Below are 21,838 nucleotides of genomic sequence, written 5' to 3' on the forward strand. Positions count from 1 at the left end.
CTAATAGAGTTTTGTCTTGTTGTTGAGTCAGGAATACCCTTAATCTAGCGCCCATATATTGAGTTACCTCAGTAAATGTCTTCTCTTTCTTTACTTATTTTAACATAGTTCGGTTTTTTGGCGCCGACCTACTTAGGGTCAAGCTGAGGTGGCCAGTTCAACCCCTAACTATTATTAATATCCAAATTGCAAAGTCACAGAAGCTTCTACCTGCTGTTCCCCTCCCACCACAGGCGTTGTAGCGTCAGCAGCAGCCATACGAGGAGCAGCAAACTGCCGATACATTGGAGGCGGCGCGATCGCACCGTTGACTTGAATGCCCAGAATGTCTCCCCGCTTGAGGTTAAGCGCGCTAAAGACTGCATCCGCTTGCGCTTGAGCATCTTGAGTTGCTTTTTTGATTGCTTGTTTTCGAGCAGATTCGATCGCACTTTCGGCGGCGGCAAAACTCACACCGTCGATGCGTGTGGCTCCGGCATTCACCGCATCGTCGAGCAAAGTGCCGACAGATGCAGTATTAATCCGAAAACTGACGGTATTTGTCGCTGTATAGCCAGTCAAGCGCTGCTGGTTGTTTTCGTAGCTGTAAGTCGGGCTGAGGGTGATGCCGGCAGTTTCGAGTTTTTCGACTTGGCGCGATCGCAGCAACTCTACCACAGCGGACGATCGTCTCGCCGCTTCCTGCTGCACCTGGGCCGCCGTTTTCCCCTGCACCTCAACCCCCAGGCGCACTTGCGTTTGAGTTGTAGGAATCGCTTCCACACCCCGCCCAGTAACAGTCAACGTTCTGATCCGCTGTTCTTGAGCCGCCGCCGGATCTAATCCCACGAAACTGACGAGAGTTAAGGTTAAACACAACGCTGTTAGCAGACTACGGAAATTAATGCGATCGCGACGTTGCAAATTTGAATTCATAAACTTGATTCTCCTCACATACAACAGATGCTATACTTTACCTTGCCACTGAAATTGCTAAATATCCGGGTTGTTACATTTTTAGAAACTAAAAAAATAGTCAGTAATATAGTCAGTAATTTTGATATCCTTTCTCTTCGCTGTGCTTATCTCCCTGGTCAGCTTTCCACTTAATATCTTTGCAAAAGTGAGATGCACCCATTAAACAGTCTGTGACATATTCCATAACGACGGGCTGTTGGGTATATTCACCCGATCGCTTTTCGATTAAGCTGCGCCACGTTAAGGATTCTAAGGACTCTAATAGGGTCGCCCGTGAAATTGCAGGTACAATGTTGGCTTGCAGTTCAGCAATGGTTGTATATTCTCGATTAATCGCCAACAAATACATGATGGTTTTTTCTACGGGCGACAATCGCTCAAATTGCCGAGTTAACAAGCGGCGGATGCCATTAAATACCAGTGTCTTTTCTTGCAAAAATGTGGCAATCTCTCCATCAAACAAACTCTGAATTGAGGCAGAAACTATTTTTACTACCAGCGGGTTGCAACAATACAATTCACAAAGTTGGCGTTTTTCCGCATCGGTTCCCACGAGTTGCTTGGAGTCAATGAATGCCAGGGATGTTTCCCTGGAACCTTGCACAGAAAGCGATCGCACTGCTCCGTTTAAATCTTCTAATATGGCGACTTTTGAGGATTTCTCACGACTGGTGAGTAAAATACAACTCTGATGACTGGCTTCTCCCAGTAATTGAAATAAGTCACCATAGTCTGTGAAATCTTGCTGGTAGTATCCGGCGCAATTGCCTGCTTGTAAAATCGTTTCTTGATTATCCAAAATCACCAAACAGCGATGGGTTTGCAGCCAGTACAGGAGTCGTTCGGGTTTAGCTTGGATATCTTGCTGGTTAGAAAGGAAAGGCACCAGTTCGGACAACAACGTATCTAAGAGAGGGGCGTTACGGAGCGATCGCCAAATCACAAATTCAAATTGTTCTTGTAAGAGTTGAGCGACTTTAGCCGCTAAGGTACTTTTACCGATTCCACCCATTCCCACGAGGGCAATCAGTCGGCAGCGATCTTGTATTATCCATTGAGTGAGGGTTTCAATCTCTCCAACTCGACCTTGGAAGCTGGAAACATCGATCGCCTCGCCCCAATCTATTGACGGTTGGATTTGAGGTTGGGGAGTGGCGATCGGGGTATCAAAGTGAGTGAGAATGCCGCGCAGATTGGTTTTGTTGACTTTGCGGCCCAAAGCATCACTGAGAAGCTTCCAGAATTTGGGGCCAATGTCCCGTTGGAGATAGTTGATGGAGTAGCCCGATCGCTCGGCGATGCGATCGTAGGTCAAGTTGTTCCAGGCACCGAATAAAAGGGCAACTTCAACCTCAGTGAGCGTTCTAGCGATTTTGCGGGCGATCGCATGGTTGACAATCTCCAATGCCTGCTCAAATTCCATCTATTTTCTCGCTATGTATAAAACTGCCTCTACCTTAAATCATACTTTCCCTACTTGACAACTCCATACTTTCCTGTAAAGACAGCATCGGGGAGTTGGGATAGATTATTGATTACCAGGGTTTCAAAGCCTTCAGAGCTTAATTATCTACATACTCTCTATACCAGATATTCAGATATATAATCTACCAATTCCAATCCAAAAAACAGGAGAATTTTCTCATGAATATGAACAATTTCCAGGGTGGTCTCTTCAAGATTGTTGCGCTTCACAGCAACAAGGTCTTTGATGTTCCTGGCGACAAGAAGTTAGAGGATTGTGTACAGCTTCAGCAATGGTGGGCTCTTAGCGGTGGAGTGAATGATCAAAGAGAAAATCAACTATTCGTGGTTTTCCCAGTTGATGATATTGGTAAATACTTTGTCATAGCAAGTTGGTGTAGTGGGAAGGTTTTAGATATTAAGGGGCAGTCCGTGGATGAGGGCGCAGCAGTTGTACAAGCTTCGTTTTTAGGTCAGGATAATCAACTATTTGAATTAGAAGCGTTTTCAAACGAAGCAAATACTTATTGTATTAGAGCAAAACATAGTGGTAAATTAATCACTGTTGCAGGAGGACAAGAACATACAGACGGTGCGAAAATTGTTCAATCTCAAACTTTTCCTTCATCTAACTATGGATTTAGATTTGAGAAGATAGGCGAGATTCCAGATATGGACTTGGTTAAAAGTATTCTGGCTCAAGAGCCTGTCCCCTCTTCGTCTGAATTTCCTACGTTAATAAACCCACAAAAGCCTCAAAATACTAGAGAGTGGAAAATGGTGGGAAAACCATTTTTAGTGCCCTATTTCATGGTTGAGGATAACAATCCACATTGGCAGCTCAAAAAATCACCTTATTATGTCTTGACTCGTGAAGTTTGCTATACATTGAATGAGGAATATTTTACTTATAATAATACTGCCTCAGAGCAAGAATATGAGGTAATAGTCAGAGCTGGGTTTACGACAGAAGAGGCTCAATCTTTTAGTAGGACTACAGGAATAGAAGTATCAGGAACTTATGCATTAAAGGTTGGTGCAAAGGTAGGAGCAGAAGCTGATTTTAAAGTTGGTAAAGTGACTGGTGAAGTTAGTAAACAAACCTCTATAAGCCTTACAGCATCTGCAAGCCTTTCTCTAGGTTATTCGAATTCAACCTCCCTCTCTAGACACAACGAAACTGAGATAAGGCGGCTAGTAAAATGTGATCAATATACAAGTCTTGCAGTGTGGAGTCAAACCAGCAAGTTTACTTTGACTCGTTTGGATAAATCTAAGCTTAAAACTTGGGAATTACTTGAAGGAGGAATCTTTATTGATGATATCAAAATTCCTACATAGCGCGATTTGCGTTTTTCATAACGGGACTTAGACAAAATAAGGCGGGAAAACAGGCTCAAATCTAGTTACAGGAAGAGTTTAAGGTAAACTTATGATTTTTCTGTCTGTGACTGGGTTTGAACCGCGTTTACCCCCATCGAGCTAAATCGCTTTGCCAGAGAGGGATAGAGCCTGATTTTAGCTCCAAATTTGTCTAAATCCCGTTAGTAGCGATCACAGATATTGTATGTAGTGAGATCGCTACCTATCTTGTAGAGTGGGCAAGTGCGATCCCTGGCATTATCCAAAGAGGCAATCATTTTCCAACTGGAGGGGAGGAGTTGCTCTTAAAATAAGGGGTCGATCGCCTTCTTAATTTTTGGTACGATCGCGCACACTCATTTCCCAATTTACGCACTACGTGGCTCAGTGTGATTTTCATTAGGAGCGATCGCAATTAGATGAACCTCCAATCGGTGATTGAGCGCACGGGCAATTTTTTGCAGCATTGAAAGCGAATGTCCCTCATACTTCGCATCTTCACGCCGTGCGATCAGCGACTGTTTTGCCCCAATGCGATCTGCAAGTTGCTGTTGGGTCAATCCTGCTGGCGTCCCAACCTCATAAATGAGATGACGACAGGATACGGATACCGTTTGCGAATTCCCCTCTGTTTACACTGAACGGTTTAGTTCATAGAGGAAGCGATCGAGAACTTTTTGAGCCGTATTTTCTCAAGCCATTGAATCCTGAGCCGACAATTATTGCCGTCATTGAGTGTTCTTTTTTAAGGAAAAGTGGCAAAAGAATTGTGGGAAAAGCTTACCTTTATAATCGCATATAGCAATCCTAAATTATTTGTGAATTTCTTACTTCCTCCCCTTGGTAATAAGCATCTACTTTGTACTTTTATTGACAAGTGAGATTGAGATCAGAATTTTATTTTGAATCATCCTAACCTTCCTTCATTCGTGTATTATGGTACTTTCGCTGCTTAAAAATTGTCGGGACTATTGAAGAGTGTAAAAATTTAAAATATGCAATCGTTAAAACAAGCTGCCCGCCGACTTAAGAAAGAGACTTACGCGGTTTGTTTAGCCAGTACAGACCAGAGAGTACCTTGGTACGCCAGAATTTTAGCAGGGCTTACGGTGGCCTACGCTTTTAGCCCGATCGACTTAATTCCTGACTTCATACCGATTCTCGGCTACTTGGATGATTTGATAATTGTACCTTTGGGAATTTGGCTGGTACTGAAGATGATTCCGCCACAGGTTTTAGCCGAGTGCCGGGAAAAAGCCGCTACTGAAATAGAGCGAGGAAAACCGATAAATCGGGCTGCGGCTGCTGTAATTATTGCGATTTGGATTGGCTTGGGAATATTAGCAGCAATTTTGCTCAAACAAATATTGAAACGTTAGAAATCCGGGCCGTTGAAACCGCGGCTATACAGACAAAACCCGCCGACGCAGGTGGAATAATAGGCGGTGAAAATTATGTTTTACCTTATTCTCTCTTCGTCTGCGGAGGCGGACATCGTTTGTGTAGACGCGGTTTCAACCGCCGTCTGATATTCATGATATTATATTGTAGAGTGCGCGCACCTGACCTTAAAAAAAACTCGCGGCATCACATACCAAGTATTATTTATCCTTAAAAAAATCAAACTAACTTTTTAGCTATGACTCAAACTACTACCGATCACCTCAGCCACCTCAACCCATCCCAGCGCCAAGCAGTCGTCCATTACAACGGGCCGCTGTTAGTAGTAGCGGGGGCTGGTTCGGGGAAAACCAGAGCTCTAACTTACCGCGTAGCAAACTTAGTTCGCACCAACCGAGTCGATCCCGAAAATATTTTGGCGGTGACATTTACGAATAAAGCCGCTAGGGAGATGAAAGAAAGAATTGAGAAATTGCTGGCGACTCAGCAAGCTGAAGCTGAATATGGCAAACCTTTGGCAGATTTAGCGCCGGATGTGCAAACCAAATTGCGATCGCAAATTTACCATAGAATTACCAAACAGATTTGGATGGGGACTTTTCACTCTCTGTGCGGCCGGATTCTCCGCTACGATATTGAGAAATATCAAGACGAAAAAGGCCGCCAATGGAAGAAGAATTTTTCAATTTTTGATGAGTCAGATGCTCAAAGTCTCGTCAAACAAATTGTTACCAAAGTCCTCAATTTAGACGATAAGAAATTTGACCCGCGTAAAGTCCGCTATGCCATCAGCAATGCTAAAAATAAAGGTTGGTCTCCTCAAGAATTCCTCGCCGCAGAACCGGATTACCGAGGGCGGGTAATTGCGGATGTTTACAGCCGTTACCAAGATGCTTTAGCCGCCAACAACGGCTTAGATTTTGACGATTTAATTCTGGTTCCGGTTAAACTCTTATCCCAAAACGAGCAAGTATTAAGTTATTGGCATCACAAATTCAGACATATTTTAGTTGATGAATACCAAGATACGAACCGCACTCAATATGATTTGATTCGGATGTTGGTCACAAATAATGTTGACCCGAAAGAGTTTGATAAATGGCAAAATCGCTCGATTTTTGTGGTGGGCGATGTCGATCAATCTATTTACAGTTTTCGGATGGCGGATTATACCATCTTGCTGGAATTTCAAGAGGATTTCGGCGATGGTTTGTCGGATGCAAAAACTCAGACGATGGTAAAATTAGAGGAAAATTATCGATCGCGCGAAAACATCCTGGAACTCGCAAACCACTTGATCGAACACAATACCGAACGCATCGAGAAAGTTCTGCGACCGACTCGCGAACCCGGAGCTCCGATTGTGGTATGGCGCGCCGACAACGAAATAGATGAAGCGCAATTTGTAGCGGGGCAAATTCAGTCCCTGAAGCGCCAAAATTCCGAATATGAACACGGGAGTAACTTTGCGATTCTCTACCGCACCAACGCTCAATCTCGCTCCTTTGAAGAAGCGTTAATGTACTTGGATATTCCCTACAATATTGTCGGCGGCCTGAAGTTTTACGATCGCAAAGAAATCAAAGATATCTTAGCATACCTGCGGACGATCGCCAATCCCGACGATAGCGTCAGCCTCAAACGCATCATCAACACTCCCCGCCGCGGCATTGGCGACACGACATTTGGTAAAATCGAAGATGCTGCAACTCAATTGGGGATTCCGCTGTGGGAAATTCTCAGCGATGAATCTTCTGTAAATACTCTCGCAGGGCGATCGGCAAAAGCTATCATTAAGTTTGCCCAAATGATTAGTAATTGGCAACAAAAACTTGAAACTACGCCCGCGTCGCAAATTGTCCAAGGAATTATCGAAGATTCTGGTTACATTGACGATTTAAAAAATCAAGGAACCGAGGAAGCAGAAAATCGCATCGCCAACGTTCGAGAATTGTACAACGCGGTGATCCAATTTGAAGAACAAAACGAAGAACCGACGCTGACATCATTTTTAGCAAAAGCATCTTTAGCATCCGATTTAGATGATTTGAAAGAAGACGATTCTCGCGTGTCGCTGATGACGCTGCACTCGGCAAAAGGGTTAGAATTTCCTGTAGTATTTTTAGTTGGAATGGAACAGGGTTTATTTCCCAATTTCCGCAGTTTAGATGACCCGAAAGCAGTTGAAGAAGAACGCCGTTTGTGCTATGTCGGCATCACTCGCGCCCAGGAATTGCTATTTCTCACCCACACTCGCGAACGCCGCCTCTGGGGAGGATACCGCGAACACTGCACGCCTTCGCTATTCTTGGGGGAATTACCGACACATTTGCTAGCTGGAAGTGCGAAGAAAACTAAGGCGGGTAAAACTGCTGCATCCCAGGGAAAAACTAATAATTCAGCAGCCGATTCTGGGAGTTCTCCATCAGAATGGAAAACGGGGGAACGGGTTTTTCATCATGCTTTTGGAGTTGGAGAAATTACCCACGTTTTGGGAGTGGGCGATAAAACTAATCTGGCAATTAAGTTTAAAGGTTTGGGCCGCAAAATCATCGATCCGAGGACGGCTAAGTTGCGGCGAGTGTAATAGAAAAAACTCCAAGAATACCGGGCGGTTGAAACCGCGTCTGTACAGGCAAAACCCGCCTCCGCAGGTTGAAGAATGGGCGGTAAAAATGGCGGTAAAAATTACATTGTTTTCTTCAGTCCGCAGAGGCGGACATCGTTTGACTTTCTGGCGGTTTCAACCGCCGGATTTTCTAAGTAAAAAGCAGAAATCAAAAGATAAACTCTTATGTCTTACAGTCAATTTACGACCATCGGCAAGGTTAAAGAAGCCTTCAATCTCGTAGTAGTTGAAGGAATCAGATTTTTGCCAGAAATCGAGCCGATCGCACCCGCGACAGCCTTACAGACCATGCTGGAGACAAATTTGCCTTGGGCGATCGCCACTAGCACAGAAAAAGCCCGTTCAGAAGCTATTATTAACCCTGTCTTGCTGGAAGTTCGCAACATTCTGAACCAACAAATCAGCGTGTTTTCGGGTGAAGAATTTAATGTCGATGCTACTGTTGGACTTACAGGAGTTTGCGATTTTCTGATCAGCCGTTCCCCCGAACAGTTAGAAGTTGAGGCCCCGGTAATTGTGATGGTGGAAGCTAAAAAAGGAGATTTGAAAGTAGGTTTGGGGCAGTGTATTGCTGAAATGGTGGCGGCCCAAAGGTTTAATGAAGCAAAAGGTCGATCGATCTTAGCCATCTACGGCAGTGTTTCTAGCGGCACAGCTTGGCGGTTTCTCAAGCTAGAAGGGCAAATAGTGACGATCGATCTTACCGATTATCCGCTACCTCCAGTCGATAAAATATTGGGATTTTTAGTCTGGATGGTGCGCCAAAATTAGCATATATCAAATCTGCGTTAAAAACCCCGATCGGAGTCGGCGGTTTCAACCGCTACTAAACAACCAAAGTCCGAACAGAGGGATTAAAAAGAAATAATTCAAGGCTATCCAGTAAGGAATCGCCCCTGAATCGATCTTATTAGACCTCTTGCAAAAAAAATATATGTTATAATTAAAGGTTTTGAGTTTTAGACCCCAGAGCTAACTCATAATTGTAAAGTGCTGATATAACCTGCAATCTGCTTCACTTAAGCCAAACCCTTTATTATAGCATAAAATTATTTTGCAAGAGGTCTATTCGATTACCTGAGATTCCACACGCCTGTATTTACCCGCCAAACGTTCTCGACGCTGGCGGCGGTTGTCAGCTTCAAATATGGCAATTGCTTCATCTAACTTCAAATTGAAAGCGTCAAGCTGTCGGCAGACTTCACGCATCTTTTCAACGTGTCGCTTTCTGGTTTCAGCGTCGGGGATTCTAGGTTGTTGATTCATCGTAAGTTCCAATCCATTTTGATTTCTTGAATGCTTGCTGCTGAGGCATCGACAATGGCCTCTCCGTCTTCTATCGTGCCATACAGAAAGGTTAACGTATCCGCAGTCGCAGCGGGTTGAGATTCTGCCACCTGCTGCAAAAGCCTGTACAAACGATTGTAAGAGGTTCTCAACCTTTCCTTAATATTATCCAGAGATTCTAGTTCGGGGAGTGTCGCTTCTGTCTCGCCAAACTGCTGCATTAAAATATATTCTGTGGCGGTTGTTTCGTTGAGGATTTCCACTAGCCGCCGCTGCAATGTGAAAATTGTGTTCAGGATGTCATCAGGTAGCTTTGCCATTGTCCTTAATTTTTAGGGATAACAACTTAACACAATATATCAGAATGTTTGATCGTTACCAGGCTCTGCCTGGTAATGCAGGTGCGGAGGCTCTGCCTCCTTTTATCTAGTAACTTACAGAAGAGAGGACTGTAGGAGGTGTTTAAGTTATTAAATTTTAGATTCTTAACACAATATAGCAGAATGTTTGCTTCCTTATATTTGAGTTTGAATCAAGAGCGATCGCAATCCCAATTACCACATTTAAGCCTAACTAAAAGCATCCAAGTTACAATCTCCCGCATCGATCCGTGAGGTCGCTTTCTTCAATCCTCCAATCTCAAATCGATCGCACTTCGCATCGCCAATAACGCCGTTCCATAAGCAGCCGCAGTCTGAACAGGAGTTTCCACCGGCACTTTCAAATACCGCTTTCTGATCGCACTCCAAACCGCATTTTTTGCGCCACCGCCAGCAGTATAAACCTTTGTCAAAGGAGTTGCACCCAAGTCCTGCAATAATTGATATCCCCGCGCTTCAATCCGCGCGATACTTTCTAGCAAACCGTGCAGAAATTCCACAAAATCAGCGGGACGCGGTTCGAGTCTGGGCGCTAAATTCGGGTCATTAATTGGAAAGCGATCGCCCTTTTTAAACAATGGGTAATAATCCAGCAAATTCTCTTGTTCGGTATTAATTTGTGTGCTATAATTAGCTAATTCAGCATCAGTAAAAAAGTGTCGCAGCACCGCACCTCCGGTATTAGAAGCGCCTCCAACCAACCACAAATCGCCTAATTTATGGCTGTAAATCCCGTATCGAGAATCATCTACGCGGGTATGACTTAACAGTTTGACGGCTAAAGTAGAACCGAGAGAAGTTACTGCTTCTCCTGGTAAATTGACACCGCTTGCTAAAAATGCTGCAATACTATCGGTTGTGCCGGCACAAACTGTACAATCGCGGGGAAATCCGAAGCGACTCCTCACTTCATCTTGAACTTCCCCCACAGGCGTGCCCGGTGCGACAACGTGCGGCAATTTAGGCGTTGCAGCGCCCGCAATTCCCTGGATCAGCCAATCGGGATAGCACAAAGTATCAACATCGAAACCGAGTTTTAAAGCATTGTGATAGTCGCTAATTCCTAATTTTCCGTGCAGCAAAAATGCCAGCCAATCAGCTTGATGCAGGAAAACCGTAGGGGCGGTGGATGATGCGTGCCCGCCTTCCTGCCACCACAGGAGTTTTGCCAGACTGGATGTAGCGCTTAATACTGTGTGGTTATCCGGGGCGATCGCCAGCAACGTCTCTGTCACGGCTGCACCGCGCGCATCGTTGTATAAAATGGGTTCGCATACGGGTATACCGTCAGTATCGCACAGCATGACAGTGGAAGATGTGCCGTCAAGGGCGATCGCCCTTACCTGATTGCGGATGGTTGGGGGGATTTGCTCAATTACAGCCGAGAGTGCATTTTGCCACACCGAGGGTAATTCAGTCTGTTGTTGCCCGTTGTTGGCAAAAGTATATTCAGTCTCACAATGGATTGTACCCTGGGAGTCGATGATTGTCGATCGCGCGCCCGTAGTACCGAAATCTATTCCCAAATAAAGATTCATTTGCCACTCCCGCGATTTTTCCTCTACTTGACGAAACCACAAAGTTTATTTGCATCCTGCCTCTAGTTGTTTAATGATATCTCTGACTTTTATTGGCATTTATTATTAATGTAAGTAACAGGTAATGCAATGACAAAAAGCCGATAACTTCGTAGAAAAATATCCTTAAAAAAATGCTTAACAAAGGGCTGAAATCGCTATAGCTTACAGCTTACAGCTTACAGTTCTCGATGCGAGAGAAGAGAACCAAACCCCACCAGCCCACCAAACCAAACCCAACCCGCACGCAACAACGAACCCACGGTAGGTGGCCCTCTGGTGCTTGCAGATTAAAGGTTAAATCATTGTAGCTCAACCAATCTTTCCTCCCCTTTCTTCTCTTTCGCCAACCGACGCGATCGCCTAGCTTCTTTTCAGTATCCCAATCAACTTTGCCGCCCACTTCCAACCAAATTTTTTTCTGGACACTAAAACCAAAGCGACCCTGACTATATTTTACCCACAACTGGTCGATGGTTCGTAAATCATCGCAAGGAAAATTATCCATTGAACCCGTATCAAAATAATCTTCCTTCTCCCGTCTCGCAGCTTTCAGCATTACCTTTATTGTTTCCTGATCCGCCTCTTTCCACTTCCCTGCTGCTAATAAATCCCGCAGACGAGTATAGTCAACACCCCGCGCTGATTTCAGGGGGTCTGGTGGCGGAGGAGATACTTGAGGTGATGGTTGAGGTGATTGAGAAGCAAGAGCCTGCAAAATTTCAGTAGCAGATTGATAACGTTTCTTAATAGCAGGTTGGATCATTTTATCTAAAATCTGACCCAGTTCCGAGCTGACAGATGTTTTTAAGTGTTCTCGCCACACCCACTCAAACTCGCTATCATCGAATAAATCAATCGGTTCAACCTCAGTTAACAGACACAGACAAGTCACACCCAGACTATAAATATCACTCGCATGAATAGCTTTGCCGTTGGCTTGTTCCGGTGCCGTATATCCAGCCGTCCCGATCCTCGTTCCCGTTACCGCTAGAGCCGTTTGTGTCGCATATTTCGCGGCTCCAAAGTCAACTAAAACCAGTTGCCCATCTTGCTGAAGAATAATATTTTCTGGCTTGATATCTCGGTGAATAACTTGGCGGGAATGAATGAACTCGAATACTGGCAGTAAATTATTAAGCAAATTGCGAATTTGCGTTTCGCTAAAATATCCCTGAGATTTTAGTGTTTGGGCTAAATTTTCACCGTCGATGAATTCTTGGACTAAATACTGCCGTTCATCTTGACTAAAATATGCTAATAATTCGGGAATTTGAGAGTGTTTACCCAACTGTTCAAGGCGGACTGCTTCAAGCTCAAATAACTCAGCAGCTTTCTGGATACTAGAAGCGCCTTGAAATTGGGGGTAAAATTGTTTAATAACACAGGGTGGTTTTGAGGGTTTATACTCGTCAACAGCTAGAAAAGTGCGCCCAAATCCCCCTTGTCCAATGATTTTTTGCGATCGGTAGCGATCGCCCAATAGCAGTTTATTCCCACATTCGTGACAGAAGTTTGTAGAGCCAGACGGGTTTTGCAATAGGCAATCAGGGTTTAGACACTGGCTCATAAAATATGCTTATACATTATAGATTAAAGCTTTCGATGGGATGCCAGCCCAGATGGTTTTAAATGTGAAACAGCAGATCCCGGTAAGGACACGGCATTGCCGATATGTGTCAACTTAACCCCAAAACCTTTGTATCTCTCGCTTTTATCCGAGGCCAGATCCCCCTAAATCCCCCTTAAAAAGGGGAGTAGGGGTTGACTTTGAGCGGACTCTTGTCCTCGTCAACTTAACCCCGAAAACCTTTGTATCTCTCGCTTTTATCCGAGGCCAGATCCCCCTAAATCCCCCTTAAGAAGGGGAGTAGGGGTTGACTTCTATCGGAATCTTGTCCCCCCCTTATTAAGGGGGGTTAGGGGGGATCTGGCCTTAGCAATAAACAGCAGTCTGTGAGTACGTTTGACCTTAAGTTGAGACTAATAAGCAATGCCTAAGTCCCCACTCAAAACTACTTAAACTTTTGTCCCGCACTCAGGACAAAATTTATTGCTCGAAACATTCTTCGCGCCGCAACTCGGACAATAAATCAACTCTGCAGATGGCAACGTGCTGCGTTCCGGCAAACCAACCATTTGAGCGTTACTTTTGCCCGGAACAACCATCGGATAGCAGTTTTCGTCCCGCGTCACCTTGACGTTCATCAGCACAGGACCGTCATGAGCGAGCATTTGGGCGATCGCACCCTCCAACTCATCCGGCCGCGAAACCTGCATCCCCTTCACGCCGTAAGCCTCAGCCAGCATCGCAAAATCCGGCATCCCCACAGTCATATTCGACGACGAATAACGCTCGCCGTAGAAAGCCTGCTGCCACTGCCGCACCATGCCCTGCCAGCCATTATTTACAATCACAGTCTTGACATTAATGCCGTATTGTGCTAATGTTCCCAACTCTTGAATATTCATTTGGATGCTAGCGTCGCCAGCAATACAAATGACTTGCTCGTTGGGTAGCGCCATTTTCGCGCCCATCGCCGCCGGCAGCCCAAAACCCATCGTTCCCAAACCAGCGCTGGAAATCCAGCGACGCGGCCCGTTGTTTAAGAATTGAGCCGACCACATTTGATGTTGACCGACATCCGTCGTGTAGTAAGCATCCGGCGCTTGAGTAGCTAATTCCCAAATCACCTCTTGCGGAGACAAAATGTCGGGGTAGTGGGGTACAACTAACGGATAGTCCTGTTTCCAGCGATCGATCCTGTGCAGCCATTCCGCAGTTTGTCCGGGAGTACCCGAAACACCAGTTTCCCGACAGCGGCGCAGCAAATCCATCAAAACTTGCCGGACATCTCCGACAATCGGCACCTCCGGGCCGCGATTTTTACCTACTTCCGCCGGATCGATATCGATGTGAATCACCTTCGCGCGGGCGGCAAACTCGTCTAATTTGCCCGTGACGCGATCGTCAAACCGAGCTCCGACAGCAATCAGCAAATCGCACTCGGTAACGGCAAAATTAGCGTAAGCAGTGCCGTGCATCCCCAGCATTTTCACCGACAAAGGATGTTTTTCGTCAAAAGCGCCTTTGCCCATCAGCGTTGTCGTGACAGGTAATTGGAACATCTCGGCGAGTTCCTTAATTTCCTCGTGGGCCCCGGCTGCGATCGCCCCGCCGCCCACATAAAGCAAAGGACGCTTCGCTTCCTTCAGCAAATGGATTGCTTGATTAATTTGCCGGGGATTTCCCTTGACTGTCGGACGATAGCCAGGAATTCTCACAGATCCGGGTTCCACCGGCAGATACTCAAACTCTTCTAAACCGACATCCTTGGGCACATCAATCAACACCGGCCCCGGCCGCCCGCTACTCGCGATGTGGAAAGCTTCAGCCACAATTCGGGCCATGTCTCTGGGGTCGCGCACTACATAGGAATGCTTGACAATGGGCAGAGTAATGCCGTAAATATCAGTTTCCTGAAACGCATCAGTGCCGATCGCCGGACGGGGAACTTGACCCGTCACAATTACCATCGGGATAGAATCCATGTGGGCCGTCGCAATCCCCGTCACCAAGTTAGTTGCGCCTGGCCCGGAAGTCGCGAAACAAACCCCAACTTGTCCGGTAGCGCGGGCGTAACCGTCGGCGGCGTGAGCAGCACCTTGTTCGTGCCGCACTAGAATGTGTTTGATCGCGCCTGTTTCTTCAGCCCGGTATAGTTCGTCGTAAAGCGGCAAAATTGCACCGCCGGGATAACCGAAAATATGCTTGACACCGTGGCGGATCAAGCTATCGATTAAAGCAAATCCACCCGTTGCACGCCTGACGGCTACTTTAGTTTTTAATTGCACTGATTTTTTTCCTCAAACTAATTATGAATTTTAATGAAAGCTTTTATACTACTTTAATCTCTACGATCGAACTCTGAGAATTTAACGGCGGATATTTTACAAAAAGTTTCGCGCTGGGGCGGTTTGCGATCGTCCGATCGCAAAATTGTGGAACAGCAGAGGAAGAAAAGAAATAGAAGAAATCGCCGTTTCTATGCCGGTTTACCGCGATATGACGCTATAGGGCATTGGCCAAACAGGTCATTGGGCATTGGCCAAACAGGTCATTGGCCAAACAGGTCATTGGGCATACCTCACCACGCTTGATAACCGCTATATGTTAGAGATCGATCGCGAAAAGAAAGCCATCTTCCTTCTTCCTTCTCCCTTCTTCCTGATGACGTTATATGTTCGCTCGGAGGCGAAAGCACTAATGACTGATGACTAATGACATCTTCCATCTTCCGACGGACATCAGACTTACATCCGTTACATCCGTTACATCCGTTACATCCGTTACATAATCCGTTGCCGAACTTCTTCCTTCTTACCAAAGTTCACAGAGCATCCTTTAAGACTTTGCGAGTGTGGTGCCAAGCTGCCATGCCCATCACCGAGACCAAAAAACCCAAACTCAGCAACACGATCCGCAAACCCAAGTCATCCGATCCCACTACTTTGCTGACAGCATCCGTCAGCGGGCCGGTCAGCGCTAAAGGCAAACTCAGAGCAATATTAATCGCATTGTTCTCCAAGCCAAAGACTTTTCCCCGCATAGATTCGGGAGTTTTCTCTTGAATCAGAGCTTGCATCGGGCCGTTAATTAAGGAAGCGCCAAAACCGAACAGAGCGCTCAATCCGAATCCCAGCCAAAGCTGTCTGGTAAAAGCAAACATTCCCAACACAAAACCCATCATCAAAAAACCAATTAATGGCAAAGGTTTGTGGTGCATTCGATCGCCCCAGTGGCCCAAAAACGCCGCGCCGAAGACCATTCCAACTCCCGCAGCAGCCAGCAAAAAGCCAAATTGAGTTTCTTTGAGACCTATTTTGCCCGAAAGTGCGATCGCCAGAACTTGCAGCGCCGCAAACACCGAATACAAAATCGTCAACTGCAGCATCGCGTTGCTAACCAGGTGGTTGTGCTTCAAATAGCGCAAACCTTCCTTAAGGTCTTGCCAAGGATGGACATTTTTGGCACTGCTACCGGGATGATTTTCTTTGATGTGCATGGCATAGATCAAACCTGCGGATATCAGGTACAACCCACCCAACAAAAACTCTTGATAAGCTGGCCCGAAGCTGTGTTTGACCCAACTAAACAGCGGTTCGCCGATCGTCATCCCGACAATAATTCCGCCCATTGTGGACGAGGCGAACAGAGCATTTGCCGACATCAGTCCCTCTCGCCCCACGGCCAGGGGGATTGCCGCCGCCTCTGCTGGAGCAAAAAATTGCGTTACAGTAGAGACCAAAAACGTAATCACCAGCAACACAGCAAAAGTTTTGGGCAAAAACGGCAAAGCTACAATCAACACGGCTCGAATCACGTTACAGGCAATCAGCATTTGCTTTTTGGAAAAGCGGTCTACCACAATACCGGCCGCGGAACCAAAGAAGATCGCCGGCAGCGTGTAGGCGATCATCACCGCTGACAGCATTGAATTTTCCGAATACTGCCAAGAAACAGGCCAGGGGCGGTAATCGCCGGTTTTCAGCAGAATAATCAGCAATACGTAAAAGATTTTATCCGCCACTTGGGCCAATAACTGGCCCGTCCACAAGGCGAGGAAGGGGCGATTTCTCAGTAGGGCATCAAGCCCGCTGCGGTCAGGGGGAGGGCTGGCTGGGTGCATAGGAATAGTTTAACTGACCGCCTCTAGCAATTATAGTTTTCAGCAATACGTGCAAATCTGACATAGCAAAGCGGAAACTCGGAAAACTCCTGTCTCCTGCGTTCTTTTTCTGTTTTAGCAGATCGGCGGGGGACGGCTGCTGCTGTCTTCTTAACTCTACCGCGATCAGCCGGAGCCGAGAACCCGCGCGCCCGGAAAATCCGAGAAGATTGTTAAAGGTTGGCGTGCATTTCATCGCGAGTACAAGATAGGGTAATATACTTGACAAAATACTTGCTGCTGGCAGTGATCTTAAAAGATGTCACGCCGATTAAGTAATATAACGAAGGTACTAACTGTTAGGAGTGAGAAACTTGAAAAAGGTTGAAGCTATTATTCGCCCCTTTAAACTAGACGAAGTGAAAATCGCACTCGTCAATGCTGGTATTGTGGGGATGACTGTTTCTGAAGTTAGAGGTTTTGGCCGTCAGAAGGGCATGACAGAACGCTATCGCGGTTCTGAGTACACCGTTGAGTTTTTGCAAAAGCTCAAGGTCGAGATTGTTGTGGAAAACGATCAGGTTGACATGGTGGTTGATAAAATTATCGCGGCTTCCCGCACGGGCGAGATTGGCGACGGCAAGATTTTCATCTCTCCTGTAGAACAAATTATTCGGATTCGGACTGGGGAAAAGAACTTGGAGGCAATCTAAGATACTGGGGCATTGGGCATTGGCCAAACAGGCCAAACAGGCCAAACAGGCCAAACAGGGCATTGGTCATTGGTCATTGGTCATTGGTAACTGCCAACGAAAAACCTCTTTCCTGTTTAGTTCTGATACCAAGCGTGTCAATATCCAATGCCACAGTTACCCCATGTTTTGGCTTTTTTCCTCATTAGGGGTTGACAATGTTGGCTAGCTGTGGTATGAGAGCCAAGAATGCTCGACCGCGGTGAGAGCGCGATCGCTTGATATCCGGTGTCATTTCGGCAAAAGTCTGTTGCTGTGCGGGTACGTAGAAAATGGGGTCATATCCGAAACCTCCCGTACCGCGAGGAGTGTGGAGGATTTCGCCCCGGCAAATTCCTTCAACTTGCAAGGCAATTGTACCGTCGGGACGGGCGAACGCGATCGCGCAAACAAATTGTGCTTCCCGGTTTGGTTCGTTTCCCAATTCTTTGAGCAGCCGAGATATCCTGTCAGCATCGCTTGAACCGTACCGCGCCGAGTAAATCCCTGGTTGACCATCGAGTGCATCTACCATTAAACCAGAATCATCGGCGATCGACCATTCGCCAGTTGCTTTGGCAATTTCAGAAGCTTTCAAGCAAGCATTAGCAATAAACGTTTCCCCAGTTTCCTCAATTTCCAACTCTTCCGGTTTCAGGCGCAATTCCCACCCCAAATCCTGAAGATAAAGCTGCATTTCCTTAAGTTTACCCGGATTGCCCGTAGCCACAATTAGCAATTTATTATTTGTCATCAGTCGATTATGCCTTTCAAAAAACTTTGATCCGTTTATCTACGGTACTAAAGTATAATTTACAGCTTAATTGTTCAATAAACACAACTAAAAACCGATTGTGATAGTTGAGGAGGCCGAATGTGGATTCTATAGTAATACTCTTTCATTTATGAATAAGAAAGATTTTTTTTAACCGCAGAGGGCGCAGAGAACGCAGAGAAGAAGAATGGAGAAATAAGTGATATCAAATCCGTTGACATCGGAATTATTCATCTCTATCTCTTCTTTTCCTCTGCGACCTCTGTGGTCTCTGCGGTTAAAAACTCTAATTTTTCTGTGCCCAAGCTTTCGCCCAATTCAAGTTGTGCATCACGTCTTTCAAGGTCGCCGCTTCGGAATACAGCCGCAATACTGGTTCGGTTCCGCTAAATCGAATTAACAGCCAACTTCCGTCGGCTAATCGGAATTTATCTCCGTCTACTTTGTTGCAATCTACAACTGCTTTGCCGGCGATTTCTGTTAATGGTTGATTTTGCAGCAAATCCAGCAAGCGCGCTCTTTCTTCCATGTTTGCTAGGTGCAAGTCGATTCTGTCATAAGCTGAAGTAAAGCTTGTTTCTTGTTGCAGTCGGCTGTAAATTTCGCTTAAGTCTTCCCCGGATTTGACGACTGCTTCTAACAAGTACAGGGCTGACAGTAAAGCGTCTCTTTCGGGTATGTGGGTTCCGTAGCCGATTCCTCCTGATTCTTCGCCGCCTACTAGGACTTTGGTGGTTAACATTCTATCGGCTATATACTTGTAGCCGATCGGCGTTTCAAACAATGGTAAGCCGTAAAGTTCGGCAATTTTGGGCATGATGTCGGAACCGCTGACGGTTTTGATGACTTCTCCGGTGAAGCCGCGCCGTTTTGCTAGGTGTTCGATTAATATGGGAACTAGGATTTGTGAACTGAGAAAATTTCCTTGGGAGTCAACGGCTGCTATTCGATCGCTATCTCCGTCAAATACAAATCCGATCGACAAACCAGAGCTTTTTCGCTGGTGAGTCCGCATCACGCGGAACAACTGCGACAGGTAGCGCGGTAAAGGTTCTGGTGCACCGCCACCAAACAGCGGATCGCGATCGCTATTGACTTCATGCACTGGAACTTCTAATATTTGAACTAAGCCGCCCGCCGCCGCGCCGTGCATTACATCTACAAATACTGTAATTTTACTGGATGCAATTGCCTCTTTTATCGCTTCAATATCTACCATTTCCCGCAAGGTTTTGCAGTAAGCCGGCCAAGGATTGAAATTCTCCAATTTTCCGGGAGTTGCTGCGAGTGTGGCTGGATTTTCGAGTTTTTCTTCTATCTGTTGCGTAACTTCGGGCGAAACTGAACCGCCAAACCCGCCCTTGACTTTTAACCCTAAATATGCGCCGGGATTGTGGCTGGCTGTCAGGACGATCGCACCCAAAGCATTTAATTGTTTGGCCGCTAAACTGAAAGCTGGAGTTGGAGCATAAGAATCGCTCAGTAATACGTCAAATCCGGCGTTTTGGACGGCAACAGCCGCTGTTTGGGCAAAATCTTCAGCCAGAAATCGGCGGTCGTAACCGACAATTACAGTACCGCTGCTGGCATTATTGCCGCCTGTTTGTGCGAGAACTTGTGCCGCTAAGGGAGCGACTAACGCTACGCGATCAAATGTAAAATCGTCAGCAATGATGCCGCGCCAGCCATCTGTACCGAATTTAATAGGATTCATTTAGTCACAAGTCATGAGTCACCTGTCTATTTTATGGGGTTATTTGTCGATCGTCACTAGAAACTGATAACTGTTGACTGTTGACTGCTGACTCTCATTAGCCTTGTTTGATAGTTATGTTGGGTTTCATCTCTCAACCCAACCTACTGACAACTGTCAACTGCCAACTGTCAACTGTCAACTGCCAACTGTCAACTGTCAACTGACTAAAAGAATGCCGGTTGGTGGCGGATCAAATTCAAGAATTCTTCGCGAGTTTTTTGTTCCTCTTGAAACACGCCCAACATGGCACTCGTCACCGTCCAAGCACCAGGTTTTTGTACACCCCGCATTGTCATGCACATATGGCTGGCTTCCATTACCACAGCTACTCCCTGCGGTTCCAATATTGTCTGAACTGCTTCGGCAATTTGGCGCGTCAAACGTTCTTGCACCTGCAATCTGCGGCTGTACATCTCGGCAATTCGGGCTAATTTGCTCAATCCCACTACTTTTTGGTTGGGAATGTAAGCAATGTGAACTCGGCCCATAAACGGCAGCATATGGTGTTCGCACATACTGAATACGCTGATGTCTCGTACCAGTACCATTTCGTTGTGACCTTCGTCAAAGATAGCGCCGTTGAGGAGTTCTTCGAGGGATTCACTGTAACCACTGGTGAGAAACCGCATTGCTTCTGCTACCCGTTTTGGGGTTTTGAGCAATCCTTCGCGTTCGGGGTCTTCTCCTACTCCCAACAGCATTGTCCGAACGGCCTCCATCATTTCTTCTTGGCCTACTTCTGACGGTTTCGGTACGTGGGATTCTTGACCGTTCGAGGAATTGCGATCTGGTCGAGTTGGGATGCGCGGGGTGTTGTTGTCTGCGGTTTCTGAAAGTTTCATGCTGTCAGTCGAGATTGAGTTTGATCCATTGGAACTGGTGTTTGATGAAATTGTCATAAGAAGTTGGTGTAAGGGTGAATCGATTTTGGATTGGGGGATATAGCTAGAGATTCAAAGATTGTTGAATTCGAGAAAAATCCAGCAGTCTAAAATCTCAAGTTCACAAAACTCCTGCGTTGGACATGAGGGTGATTTCTTCAATTACTGCACTTGCTGGCAACTGAACTGCGTGCAGAATTGATTGGGCGACGATTTCTGGGGTTAACATGGCACTGCGATCGAAGTCGGCTTGCATAGTTTTTGTGTCCCACATCGGAGTATTGACAGAACCCGGACAGATTGCTGTTACGCGAATTCCGTGAGCCCGTTCTTCGGCGGCTAAGGTTTTAGACAAAGCCATGAGACCGAATTTGCTGACGCAGTAGGCCCCCCAGTTGGGGAAGGTTTGGTTGCCGGCGATCGAGGAAACGTTGATGATGATTCCCGATCCGCGATCGCGCATTCCCGGCAAAATTCCTAAAATGCACTGCCAGACGCTTGTAAGATTGAGGTCTAGAACGCTCTGCCAGTCGGTTAGGGATGTTTCGGTCAAGGAGCCTGTATACCCCATGCCAGCGCTGTTGACTAGGATATCTACGGGCCCGAATTGAGAGGCGATCGCGCTGATGCCGCTTTGCACTTGCTCAATTTTTGCCAAGTCTAAGGGATAAGCTTCTGCTTTCACTCCAAATTCTCTGGCTGCTGTGGCAACGGCTTCTAGGTTTTCTGACTTTCGGCTAACTAAAGCTAGATTTATGCCTTCAGCAGCGAACGCTAGAGCCGTCGCTTTGCCAATACCGCTGCTCGCTCCGGTAATCAGAGCCTGCTTTGTTGTTCGATCGTTCATTAAATTTCCTGATACTTTCGATCGGCAAATCTTTAAAGCGTTGCAGCCTGCTTTGGCAAATTAGCAAGCTGTTGGCTGCGGGTGATAACAGTTAATTATGAGATAAACATTAAGAACTGTTA

19 protein-coding genes are annotated in these 21,838 nt (G+C 46.2%); 5 read left to right on the forward strand and 14 right to left on the reverse strand.

Annotated features, from left to right (window positions below; genetic code table 11):
- Nucleotides 1-174: 174 nt before the first annotated feature.
- Nucleotides 175-915 carry an SIMPL domain-containing protein gene (locus tag QUA58_RS21235; RefSeq protein ID WP_333395788.1) on the reverse strand — a complete coding sequence of 247 codons (741 nt, stop codon included), beginning with the start codon at nt 913-915 and terminating at the stop codon, nt 175-177.
- 112 nt (nt 916-1,027) lie between these two features.
- Nucleotides 1,028-2,380: an NB-ARC domain-containing protein gene (locus QUA58_RS21240; protein ID WP_333395790.1), complete on the reverse strand. Its 1,353-nt coding sequence runs from the start codon at nt 2,378-2,380 to the stop codon at nt 1,028-1,030.
- Between the two features lie 221 nt (nt 2,381-2,601).
- Here QUA58_RS21240 and QUA58_RS21245 point away from each other — a divergent pair, with 221 nt between their 5' ends.
- Nucleotides 2,602-3,762: an RICIN domain-containing protein gene (locus QUA58_RS21245; RefSeq protein WP_333395791.1), complete on the forward strand. Its 1,161-nt coding sequence runs from the start codon at nt 2,602-2,604 to the stop codon at nt 3,760-3,762.
- 389 nt (nt 3,763-4,151) lie between these two features.
- Here QUA58_RS21245 and QUA58_RS21250 read toward each other — a convergent pair whose 3' ends face one another.
- Nucleotides 4,152-4,343 carry a helix-turn-helix transcriptional regulator gene (locus tag QUA58_RS21250; RefSeq protein WP_333254864.1) on the reverse strand — a complete coding sequence of 64 codons (192 nt, stop codon included), beginning with the start codon at nt 4,341-4,343 and terminating at the stop codon, nt 4,152-4,154.
- 435 nt (nt 4,344-4,778) lie between these two features.
- Here QUA58_RS21250 and QUA58_RS21255 point away from each other — a divergent pair, with 435 nt between their 5' ends.
- From QUA58_RS21255 to QUA58_RS21265, 3 genes are all read left to right on the forward strand, one after another.
- Nucleotides 4,779-5,162, forward strand: a complete 384-nt coding sequence (locus QUA58_RS21255; RefSeq protein WP_333254862.1) for a YkvA family protein — start codon at nt 4,779-4,781, stop codon at nt 5,160-5,162.
- A gap of 260 nt (nt 5,163-5,422) precedes the next feature.
- A complete protein-coding gene (gene pcrA / locus QUA58_RS21260) occupies nt 5,423-7,771 on the forward strand; it encodes a DNA helicase PcrA (RefSeq protein ID WP_333395793.1) in 2,349 nt (782 codons plus the stop codon).
- 207 nt (nt 7,772-7,978) lie between these two features.
- On the forward strand, nt 7,979-8,584 hold the full coding sequence (locus tag QUA58_RS21265; RefSeq protein WP_333254858.1) for a hypothetical protein: 606 nt from the start codon (nt 7,979-7,981) through the stop codon (nt 8,582-8,584).
- Between the two features lie 294 nt (nt 8,585-8,878).
- Here QUA58_RS21265 and QUA58_RS21270 read toward each other — a convergent pair whose 3' ends face one another.
- From QUA58_RS21270 to QUA58_RS21300, 7 genes are all read right to left on the reverse strand, one after another.
- Nucleotides 8,879-9,079 (reverse strand): hypothetical protein, encoded by a 201-nt coding sequence (locus QUA58_RS21270; protein ID WP_106146329.1) that lies wholly within the window; start codon nt 9,077-9,079, stop codon nt 8,879-8,881.
- Complete coding sequence (locus tag QUA58_RS21275; RefSeq protein WP_333254856.1) at nt 9,076-9,420, reverse strand: hypothetical protein; 345 nt, start codon at nt 9,418-9,420, stop codon at nt 9,076-9,078. The genes QUA58_RS21270 and QUA58_RS21275 overlap by 4 nt, the downstream gene beginning before the upstream one ends.
- Before the next feature lie 305 nt (nt 9,421-9,725).
- A complete protein-coding gene (locus QUA58_RS21280) occupies nt 9,726-11,018 on the reverse strand; it encodes an FGGY-family carbohydrate kinase (RefSeq protein WP_333395795.1) in 1,293 nt (430 codons plus the stop codon).
- A gap of 211 nt (nt 11,019-11,229) precedes the next feature.
- Entirely contained in the window at nt 11,230-12,627 is a 1,398-nt protein-coding gene (locus QUA58_RS21285; RefSeq protein WP_333395798.1) for a serine/threonine-protein kinase, read from the reverse strand.
- A 449-nt stretch (nt 12,628-13,076) separates the two neighbouring features.
- Entirely contained in the window at nt 13,077-14,912 is a 1,836-nt protein-coding gene (gene ilvB, locus QUA58_RS21290; RefSeq protein ID WP_333395800.1) for a biosynthetic-type acetolactate synthase large subunit, read from the reverse strand.
- A gap of 536 nt (nt 14,913-15,448) precedes the next feature.
- Entirely contained in the window at nt 15,449-16,747 is a 1,299-nt protein-coding gene (locus QUA58_RS21295) for an MFS transporter (protein ID WP_333254848.1), read from the reverse strand.
- Complete coding sequence (locus tag QUA58_RS21300; RefSeq protein ID WP_333309960.1) at nt 16,722-17,015, reverse strand: hypothetical protein; 294 nt, start codon at nt 17,013-17,015, stop codon at nt 16,722-16,724. The genes QUA58_RS21295 and QUA58_RS21300 overlap by 26 nt, the downstream gene beginning before the upstream one ends.
- Before the next feature lie 85 nt (nt 17,016-17,100).
- On the opposite strand from QUA58_RS21300, the gene QUA58_RS21305 reads away from it, so the two are divergent.
- Nucleotides 17,101-17,439, forward strand: coding sequence for a P-II family nitrogen regulator (locus tag QUA58_RS21305; protein WP_006633346.1), 339 nt, complete (start codon nt 17,101-17,103; stop codon nt 17,437-17,439).
- A 184-nt stretch (nt 17,440-17,623) separates the two neighbouring features.
- Here QUA58_RS21305 and rdgB read toward each other — a convergent pair whose 3' ends face one another.
- From rdgB to QUA58_RS21325, 4 genes are all read right to left on the reverse strand, one after another.
- Complete coding sequence (rdgB, locus tag QUA58_RS21310; protein ID WP_333395802.1) at nt 17,624-18,211, reverse strand: RdgB/HAM1 family non-canonical purine NTP pyrophosphatase; 588 nt, start codon at nt 18,209-18,211, stop codon at nt 17,624-17,626.
- A gap of 307 nt (nt 18,212-18,518) precedes the next feature.
- Nucleotides 18,519-19,946, reverse strand: coding sequence for a phosphoglucomutase/phosphomannomutase family protein (locus tag QUA58_RS21315; protein ID WP_333395804.1), 1,428 nt, complete (start codon nt 19,944-19,946; stop codon nt 18,519-18,521).
- Between the two features lie 206 nt (nt 19,947-20,152).
- The gene (gene folE, locus QUA58_RS21320) at nt 20,153-20,887 is read right to left on the reverse strand and encodes a GTP cyclohydrolase I FolE (protein WP_333254840.1); all 735 of its coding nucleotides are present in this window, start codon (nt 20,885-20,887) and stop codon (nt 20,153-20,155) included.
- A gap of 103 nt (nt 20,888-20,990) precedes the next feature.
- On the reverse strand, nt 20,991-21,716 hold the full coding sequence (locus tag QUA58_RS21325) for an SDR family oxidoreductase (protein ID WP_333254838.1): 726 nt from the start codon (nt 21,714-21,716) through the stop codon (nt 20,991-20,993).
- Nucleotides 21,717-21,838: the final 122 nt, after the last annotated feature.

Origin of the sequence: Microcoleus sp. N9_A1 (genome assembly GCF_036701795.1) — a bacterium.
Classification (GTDB): domain Bacteria; phylum Cyanobacteriota; class Cyanobacteriia; order Cyanobacteriales; family Microcoleaceae; genus Microcoleus.